The following is an 11,425-nucleotide window of genomic DNA, read 5'->3' as shown; positions in this document are numbered from 1 at the left end:
TCTTTAGTGCGCTAGAATACAATAATCTTCTTTTAAGAAAGGAGTTCTTCAGAAGACCAAAGACATTTCTTGAGATTTATCAAAGAATTGAGAAGAAGGAAGATACTTATACTTACACTTATGAAGGAGGTACTCCAGCCTATCACTTTGCACTTGATTGCCCTAGATTAAATTCAAATTTTGATTCGTACGAAATTCCCATCGAAATCAAAGAACAAGGAAAGGAACAGGTACTTCGGTTTAGGACATTCTTTGCTCAAAACAAGGAGTTGCTCGACAGAAATCCCGAAGCTTTCTACATTAAAATGACTGCGGCTTTTGCTCTAGAAACGCACCTCAAACCTGTTGACTACAAAAACACTGGAATTGAATTCATAGATATAGATAATCTACCCGAACTCGAGGAAACCATAAACCAGCTCTTGCTTGAAGCTGAACAGCTTTATTGGAAAAGCACGCCTGCAAAGCGAATGATGATGAACCAGTTTATGAGGTTATCATTTTTAGCTTTTCCACCTTATAATCAAAAGCCGATTCAGAATAACGAAACGGGGTTTTCAGATACTGAGGTAAGAGAGTTTTTGACACACTTCTCTGAAACCTATAAAATTCCTATCATCAAGCATTTAAGAAATTTTTATAGGATTTATTTCAACCCTGATTTGGCGTTTGAGGGCGAGTTTTTAGAGCTTTTGGGCTTTAAAAAATGCTCTCATTGCTACTCCTGAGAAATCTTGTCAAGTAGTGCTGGGCAAACGTATGGCTCCTATCCTATTTGCCGAACACACGCTGCCAAAAGCCCTTGCGGGCGGGCTCAGCCATCCGGGCGGCAATGCCTTCGACCAGCTGGGTCAGCTGCTCCACCTGCACCTGCAAGTCGCGGGGGCTAGCGGGTAACTGCGACTGCGTGAGCTGGCCCTGACAGAAGGAACGCACGTCCTCATTCACAAACTGGCCCATCGTCTTGCCGGCGCGCTGGGCGGTTTTCTCCACGATGGCCCGCGTTTCCAAATCGACTCCCCGAACAGCCCAAACGCCCGTATCGGGAGCCTTGCGGGGCCTCCCCCCCTTTGTTTTGGGTTTTGTTTCGTTTTGTTTCGCCCCCTCTGCGGCCGTTTCGGCAGGTGTTATACTTAACTCGGGTTTTGTTTCGCCTACTTCTTCCGGTGTTATACTCAACTCGGGTTTTGTTTCGGCACTTTGGGCAAGTGTTGTACTTAACCCGAGTTTTGTTTCGTCCGGTTGGGGCTGCATGGCGGTTTTGTTAGACGTTTTGTTGCACGGCTAATCTAGTCACAAATCCCCCAATTCGTTTTGTATAACTAAACACTCGGTTTAGTTATCACTTACCAACTAGCTAACCAACTGCCCTTTATAGTGTGGGCAAATCAAAGCTAAGGGGACCATGCGGGCGGTCGTGGCAAATATCCACCCGGTTGAGGCTGTCCCGAATCGAACCATCATCCTGCACCTGGATAGAGTCCGGAAAGGCAAAGTGCTCGCGCAGCTGGGCCGCATCGATGGGTTCAGTAAAGGCGTAATGCAGCTCGCCCCCCGGGTCGGACCGCCACCCATCCTCGTGCCACCACTGGGCCGGGCGGTTACCCTGGACCAGCAGGTACTCGATGACTGGGCGCAAGTGGCTGGTGCGTGGGTCGTGGCCAGGGGCTCCCTGGGCGGCTAGCTGTATCTTGTACATGGTAGGCGAGAGGGCGTTAGTGGAACTGGGTTGTATCTCTTAACTTTCTTCGAAAAATAACCTGTTGCTAGCTATATGCGTCAGTCTTTCCTATTAGTTATTTGCCTTATCAGCTTCGCTTTCACCAGTTCTGCCCAAACAAACCCAGCGGCTACCTCGCCGCGTTTTTACCTGGGAGTAGGAGCCTCTGCCTTGAGTTATGCGCCAGCTAGTTCCTACAACCGCCTCCGTCATCCCGGCCCCTCGCTTAGCGTAGGCATCCAACTTACTCCCCAGTGGGCACTACAAGCAGGAGCCGCACTCAATTGGCGTAACGATAGCGATTCGCAGTCTTATCAGCCCTCGCCCAGTGAGGGCCTAACCGTGTATCAATACAACATTCGCAGCACGACACTCATAGTACCCTTGCTGGCGCGTTACACGTTTACGGACCCGGCCGGGCCTTTTCGGGGCGACCTACTGGGGGGCGTTACCCTCTTGCATACTGCGGCTCACTTCACCTCGTCCTCTACGCCCGCTGGTCAAGTCCCCTTCTTAGCCGATGAACGATACACCGTTACCCGAGGCAGTTTCACCCTTGGCTTGGGCGCGCGGTACGAGCTGTTACCCCGAGTAGAGGTAACGGCAGATGGTCTGGCCAACGTGGCGGTCACTGATTCCTTCTACGAGTTCAGTGATCGGTTCTTCCTAAACTTCGGAGTAGGTATCCGGTACTATCTCGGTCAGTAAGAGGACTAGTAAAACTGGATTTTGGGGGTAGTGGTGGGGTGGTTCTTTTTCCCGCTGGTTCCTGGGAAAAGTTGATTAACATAAAAACGGTTCTCGGACACTTCTGGAAATCGCACCGGTTTTTGCCCCCACGGCCCCACCGCCTGGCCGTGGTATTTTTCCGATTTGGGCTCTCTTATTTCGGGTAGAGTTTTCGACACTCCAACCAGCTGCGGGCCTCGCGCTCGGCCTGCTCGTGACAAGTGAGGCGCTGCGGGTCGGGCGCTTGGTCGTCGTGTTGGGCCAACGCCTCGTGCACGGTCAGCAGGTACAGAATCCGGTTCCGCTTATAGGGCCAGCGCGCCAGCAGTGCGTCTAGCTCCTGCACCGATGCCTGGTAGGCCTGCGGGTCGCGCTGCAGCTGCGCGGCCGTGTAGCGGGGGCGGATGGCGGGCCGGTTGTTCGGCCGGGGCTGTGCGACGGGCAAATACCAGGGCTTTCGGCTGCTGGGGGGCTCGCGGGGCTTGGTGTGGCCCTTTGCCGGTGGGTGGGCCTTGCTTACGGCGCTGGCTCTCCACTAGCGCGGCCTCGGCCAGCGCCTGGTGCTCGACATAGCGGGCGGCACGCTCTGGGTCGCGCCGCCGCGCCCATCGGCGCTCCTGCAGCATCCAGCCGTGCACGTTTTCCCGGTCCTCGGCGTGTACCAGTCCCTCGGCCCAATGCGGGGCCCCGTTCTCATAGAACGCCTGCTGCGCGGCCAATAACGCCACCGTGCGCGCCCGGTTGTGGGGCCACTGTTCCAGCAACTCGTCTAGCTCGTTCAGGGCCGCTAAGTAGGTCGGATAGTCCCACCAGCTGTACAGGGTGTAGGCGGGCCGGGTGGGGTCGCCCCGGAAGGTTTTCACCGGGTAATGATGCCGGCAAAACTGCCGCTGCATCTGTCTTTTGCGGGTACCTGTCATACCCTGTTATACGCAAAAAAGCCCCTTTTAGCTGGTAAAAAGGGGGTTTATAGACTTAATAAAGGCTTCAAAAAAGGATGTGTTGAAACTTCTGTTAGAACTCGCCCCCTACGACGTCACTTTACCTTTGGGTAGGGGGGCATGATGGTTTAATTTACTTTTGTACAAACCCCTCACTAGACTTTAGAAGATGCTTGGTCCCTTTGAACCAAATAAAATATACAACCAGGACTGCTTAGCTGCTTTGCAGCAAATGCCGGACAACTGCGTGGACGTTGCCATAACAAGCCCTCCTTATTGGGGACAACGTGGCGATGAGGGAATAGGCCTTGAAGTAGACCCTCGTGATTACGTGAATAATGTGTCTCGCATTCTCTTGGAGGTAATGCGGGTACTGAAGCCTGAAGGCACTCTTTGGCTAAATATCGGAGACGCTTATAATACCCCTATCAACTGGCGGTTAGATGACCGTCAGTATTCTTCCCTTGGCGCCGATGGCAAAGGCTTGAATCCAGAGAACTCAGCCTATACAAAGCAGCGTGGCCAGCGCAAACCGTTTATCCGCAAAGAAGATGGTTGGTTGCAATACGGAAACCTTCTTGCGCTGCCTTATCGAATCATCACAAACATGTGCGATAAGGGCATTTTCTTCCGGGGGGAGGTCATCTGGTCAAAGCGAAAAGCTATGCCTGAAGGGAACTGCCGGCGTCCACACCGGAAGCATGAACCCATCTATATCTTCTCCAAGATTGAACAGCATGTGTTCCGGGTAACTCCACCTGTTCCGTCCGTTTGGGATTTGAAAGCTGACCCATCAGTAGTTAAAAAGCATACTAGCGTCTTCCCTTTGAGCTTGCCAATCGCTTGTATCGAGGCAAGTGGTATGGAAAAAGGAATCGTTCTTGACCCCTTCATGGGTAGCGGTACCACTGCTGCCGCTGCTGTAATTAAGGGCTTTGATTACATCGGGTTCGAACTGGACCCGGAAAATGCTGACTACGGAACGAACCGTATCAAAGAGCTAAGCGAGGCATACGCTGCGGAAGCGATAGTAGAAGCAGCAGCCAAGGTAAAATCTGATAACGAGGCAAAAGTAGCGGCTGAAGCAAAAGCAGCTGCCAAGGCTGAAGCTAAGGCCAAAGCTCAAGAGAGAGCCAAAAGCAAAGCAGAAGCTAAGCAGCAGAAGTTGGCAGCCAAGGGCGAATCAGAACCTATTCAAGAATCTGAATTACAGCAACTTCCTTTGTTTACAGCTTAGCTTTAAATGCTTTCCATCCATCAATTATGAATTGAGGAAGGGGGTCGTCTGGGCCAAAGTCTGAAACATATATCTGCTTGCCGCTCTTAGTGGGCAGCTTGCTGGGATAGGTATGTAGATTGTATGAGAAGCATACATCAAAGGAGCCGTGGCTTTCTATGTAATGCCTCTTATCGCTGGGGTTGTCGGTAGTACCGAATTCTCCGATAGTAACCAAATTCCCTTGGGGCGGTGGGTAGGACTTTGCATCAAACGTCAACAGGATGCTTTGCAAGCCAAGTCCCATCATTGCTACGCTGCATGGCACATCATCAGAGACTCTTTCTGCTAGTGAGGCTTTACTGTGAATACCGCCAAAAATCACCTGTTTTCCTTTGTGAGTACCATATAAGGCAATGTCAAGTTTAGAGTCACCCACAACTCCCTCTAAACCCATTTCTTTCAATGCTTTAGCCTTCTCTGCTCCTGATAGCAGCGCTTTTATAGTTATACCCTCAGCTGCGAGCAACTTGGAATAATGTTTCTCAACAAATATCTCCATAGCCTCTCCGCCTGCACGCACCCAACTTTGCTCAGCCCTGGTCCTCTTATAGTCTCTGATATAAGCTCGGTAGACTAGGTGAACATAGATATCACTTGGATTGAGTTTGGGCAGCTTCTTGACAGCAAATTCTATTGCTTCAAATATTGCTTCCCTGTTCTTCTGCTTGTTTTTGGGCTCATTCAGAGCCAAGAACTTGTTGGAGATAAACTCCTCTACTTCCAAGTACTTGTCCAGAGCAACGTTTTTAAGAACAACGTCATAGCTTTTGCCCTGCAATAGCATCTTTTGCACTACATCCTTGCCCTGTTGGCTTGCTTGGCCTTTTATTGGCACGGCCACTGATAGTTCTTCAGATAGCCACCCAATATTTTGCAGGAAGTCCTTAAGCGTAATTCCTAGGCCAATTAACCATTCACTTAGCTCAAGCAAGTCTAGTCTCCGCTCATTACCCTCAGCTTTAGAGACATAGGATTGCTTTTTGCCAAGATTAGCGGCTAGCTCATCTTGCGTAAGGCCTTTCTTTTCACGAATCTCTTTTAGAGCAGCAGTTATAAGATGGTAACGAGGGTCGTGTATTGAGCGCATCCGACAAAAGTGAGCGCCAGTATATCACATCCCAAAGTGGAATATTATTGTACATTATCTGTTCAATTACAGCAATTTACAGTTATCACCCGTCCTTATAAAAAGCACGTATTCGGCTCTATATCATTTACGCAAACATCACATTCCAATGCCTCGGCTTCGTCTGTGCTCAGGTATTCGGGGCTGCTCGGGTTTTGATTGTTGCTGTTCCGGCTGCACGGTGCGTTCCGCTGACGCTGGGGTGATTAGCTGCTGGCGTTGCTCAGTAGCCAGCTGCTGAGCGGCTTGCTGCACCGCCTGGCGTTGCTGCTGCTCCTGCATGGCCTGCGCCCGCAAGGCCGCGCACTGCTCCGGGGTACCGTGCTGCATCGTGTGAGCATAACGGAAGGTTTCCACCAGGGGCCGCTTGTAGCTGAACGCCTGGTCAAAGGCCTGCTCTACCCGCTCCGAGTACTGCTTGCGCTCGAAGCCGCCCGTTACTACCCCGCGCTCGGTGTTCTTGTGGTTGGTCAATGGGCTCAGGTGATAGGGGTTCTTCCGGTCCAGTTCGCCGGCCTGCTTGCGCTCGGTGTAGCGGGCTAGGTTTTCCGTCCGGCTGACTAGGACGTGAATGTGCGTCTGCTCGCCTTCCTTGGCTTGGCCCCGCTTCACGTCGCCCACCTGCACCGCCCGGTCCTGGGGGCCGGTCGTGCGTTCGTGCTCCACCTTGGCGAAGTACACCAAGTCTTTCCCCTCGATGCCTTTCCCAAAGTTGGCCGCGTACTCTTCCATTGCCGCCCGGGTGTAGGCTTTCAGCTTCTCCGGGTCGCTGTCAATGTGGCGCAGCTCGGCTTGGCTCGGGGCGAGTATCACCTGGTAGTACTTGTCGGCGTCGCGGTTCAGATTACGCTTGTTGCGGTCGAGCGCCTGCGTGACTTCGGCGGCGGGCACGTCCTCGCGGTCGAGGCTGAACCACTGCCCTTGCACCTCCTTTTCCAAGTAGGCAACCAGGCCCGCGCAGCTGCCGGTGCGCTGGGACAAGCCCTTGCCGGAACTAGGGATTTTGGCAATCATTAGGCGGGCTGGGTGGGAGGTGAAGGGGGCGGTGGGGTGGCAGTAGCCGGCGCCGGCGCGGGGGCTCGCGGAATGAACTGGGCCGGGTTCAGTTCGCGGCCGAGTACAGTCGTGAACACCTTGCGCAGCGGGGCCAGCTCCGGGAAGGCGTCGTAGCTGGGGGCGGCGCTGCTCAGCAGGTTCGGGTGCCGGTATTCGGGTTTGAAGCCTTTGCGGACAACCGCCGTCAGCCACTGCTCCATGTCCGTCAGCTGGGGCTCGGTCATCCCGATGGGGGCACTGGTCCAACTGTGCACGGCCTGCACCTCGGCCAGAATGGGCTTTAAGTAGGTCTTCTCCTGCTCGCGGATAAATCCAATGGTGCGCTTGTCGAGGTCGGCCAGCTTGGCCGTAATTTTGGCGAGGTTGCTGGTCAGGTCCGGGCCGGTGGGTTGCCGGGGGTCGGCCTTGGTTACCCGGAAGTACTGCACCATCACGGCCAGTAGCTCGGGGTTGCTCAGCTGGTACTCCTTGGCCAGCTGCCGGAAGCCTTCGTAAGCCGCTTCATCGGCGCGTATCGTCTTGTCCATGAACTCGGGTTTGAACTCAAATCACTACTGATAGTCAGTGTTTTGCATACGTATGTACTCGTTATGAGTTCGTTATATTTTCCCTTTTGTTTGATTTTCAACTACATAACGTAGAGCGGAACGGTATGAAGCGAAGCGAATAGCGTTCCTGCTCGCTTCTGTTCCAGAACGACGATAGTAGGGGTACGTCCGCGCCGTTTGGGGGTTGCCGTTGCCCGATTCCGATTGACCAGGCTAGCAGAACAAGAGGGAAGAAAAGCCGCTCCGCACCTGGTACTGCCTTCCGGCTACCCTTGCGTCCTGGCCTGTCCTCAGCTTAGCTTTTAAGATTTACTAGGCGGTTCTTCCCTGGCTACTTTCTGGTCGAAAAGATAGGTTTGGTCAGTGACCAGGAGGCGGCCAGCACCTGCCCGGCTCTCCAAAATGTACTACCTCCCTGTTCCAGTTTCCGGTCTATCCTACAGGCCAGCTAGCGGCCCTTCGTCCTCGTCGTTGGTTGGGTGGCCTGGTGCTGGGGTCGTCACTGAGCTGGCCAATACCGGCTGCTCGGGCTCCTGGCTAGGGCTGGCCGGACCGCTCACGATGGCCCGCACCTGGGCCTTGATGGCGGCGAAATTCTGGCTTACCTCGGCGGCGCCGGCTTCCTGGAACGGGGCAATTTTTACGGCCTTGCTGGGCTCGGCTCGGAAGGTGGCGCGGAACTCCGGGCGGCGGCTCTCGACCACCAGGCCCGCGAACTCGCCCACGTCGAAGCGCATCACCTGCTGGGCCTCCAACTTGTCGCGCTGCTGAATGCTCACCGACTCGCTGGTGCTCGTGGTCCGGGTGCTCGGCTTGAAAATATTCAGGGGGTCGCTCTTGCTTTTGCCCGACGTCGTGGAGCGATATTCCTTGTCCACCTTCCCGAACATTTTGCTCACCCGCTCGGCCGTGGTCGTGTTGGTGGTGCGGCCCCAAAACTGGTTTCCTAGGTTGGCCAGAATCATCTCCGATTCCTGCCGACTTGTCAGCGCCTCCATTTGGGCCACGTCCTGCACGGCGTACACCGTGGCCAATTTGTTGCTGCGGGCCGTGGCCGGAATCTGGGCGAAGTTGGGAATGAACAGGGTCGGCGCTTCGTCGAGCAGCACTAGGCTCGGCAAGCGGCCCTGCTGGTTCAGGCGCTTGATGGCCGTGGCCACGATGAGGGAAATGAGCGGGGAAAAGGTCGTGCTCAGGGCCGGGTCGTTGCCCACCACCAGGACGCCCGGCGTCTGCTCGTGGTTCAGGTCGAGCGGCACCTGGTCGCCGCTCATCACCCAAAAAATCTCCGGCGTGTTGAGTACGGCTAGGTAATTCTGAATGGTCGAGAAGACGCCCGCAATGGTGTTTTCCGATTTGCTGGCGCTGGCAATCGAAGCAATGAGGCCGCGCACTTCCTCGTCCTGCTGCAGGGTGGCCAGCAGCTGCGGCGCGTCGCTCTCCAGTATCATGCTGACCGCGGCCGGCAAGGAGCACTGCTCGGGGTGGTTGCGGCGCAAATACCAGATGCAGCCGGCCAGCAGCACCTCGCCCGACTGAATCCAGAAATTGCGCTGCTGGGCGGCTTTGGCGTCGAGGTTGGTGATGATGGTGGCCGCGGCCTCGCGGGCAAAGCTGGCGGTGGCCAGCAGCTGCGGGGCCAGTGGGTTTACTCGGTGGCTGCGGCTCAGGTCGGTGAAGTTGACGAAGTAGGGCGTTACGGCCCTTCCGGCGTAGCTGCCGGCTACTTCCTCGGCCAGCGTGGGAAATTTGAAGTCGTACACGACGCCCGTTAGGCCGGCCGCGCCCGCTTGCTGCAGGATGGGCTCAATAATCGACTTGCTTTTGCCACTGCCCGCGCCGCCGGCAATGAAGGTGCCCCGGAACGGGTTCCCTAAGCGCACAACAGGGCCGCTGGTGGTGCGCAGCACGAAATTCAGCGGCTGATTCCCGCCTGCGGTCTGCGCGGCGCCCTGGGGGCTGGAAACGCTGCGGTAGAGGTTCCACCCCAACCAGGCCAGCAGCAGCAGCGTGGCCAGCCCCCCTAGCCAGGTGGAGGCGATACCGGCGAGCAGGAACAACCCGACAAACCGGCCGAAAGAATCAAACGGCTCGTCTGGGGGCTCCCGTAGGCCAATGGCTCGGTAAAGGCCGCGAGATACAGCGGGTAGTGCTCGTTCCAGTTTGCCGGCCACGAGCTGCGTGATAAAACCAAACAAAAGCGCCCCTAACAGGACGAATAACCAATGAAAGAAGGTAGCCATAGCATCTCGGTAGCGTAATGGGGTAGTAATACGGCCGGGAAGGTACAAATACCGAGAAAAGGGCTGTCTAAGGGGGCATTTTTCAGCACAAAGCAGGCACCAAATCGGGGCTTTGTGCTAACATATACTACTGATTACCAATTATATATATTTTAGTTAATATTTGCAAATTACTGGCTTCTAGGACTTTGCTGTTTTTGTTTGGGCTGCGCCATATCGCCCATCACCAAGTTCTAAAAGCCTTTATCCTCGCGCGAATCACAACTTGTGTCATTTGAGCTATTTGTTCTATTTGTAGGGCTCACAACTAATTGATCATTAGATAAATACAAGCCCCAAAGGAAACCTTTGATTCGTGAAAGGAAACCTTTGATTCGTGAAAAGACACTTTTGATTCGTGAAAAGGAAACCTTTGATTCGTCAAAGGGAAACCTTTGATTCGCGGAAAGACATTACGAAAGGAAACGGTTGCTAATTATGGTTACCTTTGGTCTGTAATCAGGTAAGCAGCAGCTTTAGACATTATGAAACAGACCCTAGAAGTCCGTCATCACAACGCCATTACAACGGCCCGTTACGAGTATAGCGAGCTGCAAATGGACCTGTTTTTTTACCTGCTCTCGCAGCTGCGGAAGGATGACACAACCGGACTATATGAGATTGTAGTAAAGGACCTTAGCGAAATCACCGGCAAGAAATACGCCTACAACTACTTACGCAAAGCAACGGAGGGAATGGGCTCCCGAATGTTTGAGGTTATGACGGAAAAGAGCTACAAGCAGCTCTGGATGTTTCAGCACATCGAATACATGACCGGGGAAGGTCGGATTGAAATGAAGCTGTCCGAATCCATCCGGCCGTATCTGTTCGACCTCAAAAACAACTTCACTAGCTTCGAGCTGCTCTCGGCGCTGCGCCTCACCAGCAAGCACGCCAAACGCATCTACACGCTTTGCAGCCAGTGGAAAGACGTGGGCGAAACCAAGAAATTCGACCTACTGGAATTCAAGAAAATGCTGGGCCTAGTCGATGCGAAGGGCAACGAGGAATACACCAAGGTCACCATGCTCAAAACCAAAGTGCTGGATATTGCAGTCAGGCAAATCAACGAGCACACGGACCTTAGCATCAGCTACACACTAGAAAAGAAGGGCCGCGCCTTCAAAAACGTGGTTTTCACGGTAAAGCCGCAAGTTGTGGACGTGGTGGCCACGTTGCCCGACCTGGGGGCTACTGCCAACCCACTGCCGGGAGTGGCCGCGCACCAGGTTGAGAACGCCGGCCGCTTGCTCGCGCAACTGAGCATCACTACGCCCGAACTGGTTGCACAAATTCTAGGCAGTCCGGCGCACGTTGCCGCCTGCAATAAGTTTGCCCACGACCTGAAAACCGGCAAGTACACCAAATCTCACTCCCTCTCGGGCCTGCTGCTTACTGTCCTAGGAATCAAGAAAGCCAGCAATGGACCACTGTTTGACAAGCCCTCTAAAGCTCGCTAATTAGCATTTTAGGAGTTTATAGGCTTTCGTCCTCTATCTTTTCGCTTCTAATCAGAAATATATAGCAGTTTGTTATGCCCTACATAACTAAGGGGAACGTGTCCAAGATAATTTCTCACATCGATGTGAAAAAGTTACCAGTCAATTTCGGGGAGACAAAGGGCAATATTTACAAGAAGGCCATAACCTTCTTTAGTGCGCTAGAATACAATAATCTTCTTTTAAGAAAGGAGTTCTTCAGAAGACCAAAGACATTTCTTGAGATTTATCAAAGAATTGAGAAG

13 protein-coding genes are annotated in these 11,425 nt (G+C 53.7%); 5 read left to right on the top strand and 8 right to left on the bottom strand.

All coding sequences use genetic code 11. From position 1 onward, the window contains the following. Positions 1–728, top strand: a 728-nt coding sequence (locus tag CHB83_RS24005; protein ID WP_089334519.1) for a hypothetical protein, incomplete at its 5' end; no start/stop codon positions are given. 43 nt (positions 729–771) lie between these two features. On the opposite strand, the gene CHB83_RS24000 is transcribed toward CHB83_RS24005, so the two are convergent. Together CHB83_RS24000 and CHB83_RS23220 are read right to left on the bottom strand one after the other, a co-directional pair. Next, complete coding sequence (locus tag CHB83_RS24000) at positions 772–1,254, bottom strand: hypothetical protein (RefSeq protein WP_179225630.1); 483 nt, start codon at positions 1,252–1,254, stop codon at positions 772–774. Positions 1,255–1,372: 118 nt separating this feature from the next. Beyond that, positions 1,373–1,699, bottom strand: a complete 327-nt coding sequence (locus tag CHB83_RS23220) for a hypothetical protein (protein WP_089334518.1) — start codon at positions 1,697–1,699, stop codon at positions 1,373–1,375. A 75-nt stretch (positions 1,700–1,774) separates the two neighbouring features. Between CHB83_RS23220 and CHB83_RS23215 the strand changes: the two genes are divergently transcribed. Continuing rightward, positions 1,775–2,428 carry an outer membrane beta-barrel protein gene (locus CHB83_RS23215; RefSeq protein ID WP_089334517.1) on the top strand — a complete coding sequence of 218 codons (654 nt, stop codon included), beginning with the start codon at positions 1,775–1,777 and terminating at the stop codon, positions 2,426–2,428. 175 nt (positions 2,429–2,603) lie between these two features. Here CHB83_RS23215 and CHB83_RS23210 read toward each other — a convergent pair whose 3' ends face one another. Both CHB83_RS23210 and CHB83_RS23205 read right to left on the bottom strand, forming a co-directional pair. Beyond that, complete coding sequence (locus CHB83_RS23210) at positions 2,604–2,795, bottom strand: hypothetical protein (RefSeq protein ID WP_089334516.1); 192 nt, start codon at positions 2,793–2,795, stop codon at positions 2,604–2,606. Then, a complete protein-coding gene (locus CHB83_RS23205; protein ID WP_179225629.1) occupies positions 2,755–3,312 on the bottom strand; it encodes a hypothetical protein in 558 nt (185 codons plus the stop codon). The genes CHB83_RS23210 and CHB83_RS23205 overlap by 41 nt, the downstream gene beginning before the upstream one ends. 247 nt (positions 3,313–3,559) lie before the next feature. On the opposite strand from CHB83_RS23205, the gene CHB83_RS23200 reads away from it, so the two are divergent. Further along, positions 3,560–4,627, top strand: coding sequence for a DNA-methyltransferase (locus CHB83_RS23200; RefSeq protein ID WP_089334514.1), 1,068 nt, complete (start codon positions 3,560–3,562; stop codon positions 4,625–4,627). Here CHB83_RS23200 and CHB83_RS23195 read toward each other — a convergent pair. The 4 genes from CHB83_RS23195 to CHB83_RS23180 form a co-directional block, all read right to left on the bottom strand. Further along, complete coding sequence (locus tag CHB83_RS23195) at positions 4,617–5,756, bottom strand: BsaWI family type II restriction enzyme (protein ID WP_089334513.1); 1,140 nt, start codon at positions 5,754–5,756, stop codon at positions 4,617–4,619. The genes CHB83_RS23200 and CHB83_RS23195 overlap by 11 nt on opposite strands. A gap of 138 nt (positions 5,757–5,894) precedes the next feature. Then, positions 5,895–6,809 carry a DUF5712 family protein gene (locus tag CHB83_RS23190; RefSeq protein ID WP_089334512.1) on the bottom strand — a complete coding sequence of 305 codons (915 nt, stop codon included), beginning with the start codon at positions 6,807–6,809 and terminating at the stop codon, positions 5,895–5,897. Continuing rightward, on the bottom strand, positions 6,809–7,378 hold the full coding sequence (locus CHB83_RS23185) for a BfmA/BtgA family mobilization protein (RefSeq protein WP_089334511.1): 570 nt from the start codon (positions 7,376–7,378) through the stop codon (positions 6,809–6,811). The genes CHB83_RS23190 and CHB83_RS23185 overlap by 1 nt, the downstream gene beginning before the upstream one ends. Before the next feature lie 458 nt (positions 7,379–7,836). After that, positions 7,837–9,642, bottom strand: coding sequence for a type IV secretory system conjugative DNA transfer family protein (locus tag CHB83_RS23180; protein WP_089334520.1), 1,806 nt, complete (start codon positions 9,640–9,642; stop codon positions 7,837–7,839). Between the two features lie 524 nt (positions 9,643–10,166). Between CHB83_RS23180 and CHB83_RS23175 the strand changes: the two genes are divergently transcribed. Beyond that, positions 10,167–11,141, top strand: a complete 975-nt coding sequence (locus CHB83_RS23175) for a replication initiation protein (protein ID WP_089334510.1) — start codon at positions 10,167–10,169, stop codon at positions 11,139–11,141. A gap of 74 nt (positions 11,142–11,215) precedes the next feature. Next, positions 11,216–11,425 (top strand): hypothetical protein (locus CHB83_RS24025; RefSeq protein WP_218823229.1); only part of this gene is annotated, 210 nt, incomplete at its 3' end.

This window comes from Hymenobacter mucosus, assembly GCF_900188255.1.
Lineage (GTDB): Bacteria > Bacteroidota > Bacteroidia > Cytophagales > Hymenobacteraceae > Hymenobacter > Hymenobacter mucosus.
This window is presented reverse-complemented; position numbering and strand designations above follow the sequence as displayed.

What these genes read in the sequence shown, in the direction of transcription:
- CHB83_RS23185 (WP_089334511.1), bottom strand. Translation starts at nt 7,378, where the DNA reads ATGGACAAGACGATACGCGCCGATGAAGCGGCTTACGAAGGCTTCCGG.
- CHB83_RS23200 (WP_089334514.1), top strand. Translation starts at nt 3,560, where the DNA reads ATGCTTGGTCCCTTTGAACCAAATAAAATATACAACCAGGACTGCTTA.
- CHB83_RS23175 (WP_089334510.1), top strand. Translation starts at nt 10,167, where the DNA reads ATGAAACAGACCCTAGAAGTCCGTCATCACAACGCCATTACAACGGCC.
- CHB83_RS23220 (WP_089334518.1), bottom strand. Translation starts at nt 1,699, where the DNA reads ATGTACAAGATACAGCTAGCCGCCCAGGGAGCCCCTGGCCACGACCCA.
- CHB83_RS24000 (WP_179225630.1), bottom strand. Translation starts at nt 1,254, where the DNA reads ATGCAGCCCCAACCGGACGAAACAAAACTCGGGTTAAGTACAACACTT.
- CHB83_RS23195 (WP_089334513.1), bottom strand. Translation starts at nt 5,756, where the DNA reads ATGCGCTCAATACACGACCCTCGTTACCATCTTATAACTGCTGCTCTA.
- CHB83_RS23180 (WP_089334520.1), bottom strand. Translation starts at nt 9,642, where the DNA reads ATGGCTACCTTCTTTCATTGGTTATTCGTCCTGTTAGGGGCGCTTTTG.
- CHB83_RS23215 (WP_089334517.1), top strand. Translation starts at nt 1,775, where the DNA reads ATGCGTCAGTCTTTCCTATTAGTTATTTGCCTTATCAGCTTCGCTTTC.
- CHB83_RS23190 (WP_089334512.1), bottom strand. Translation starts at nt 6,809, where the DNA reads ATGATTGCCAAAATCCCTAGTTCCGGCAAGGGCTTGTCCCAGCGCACC.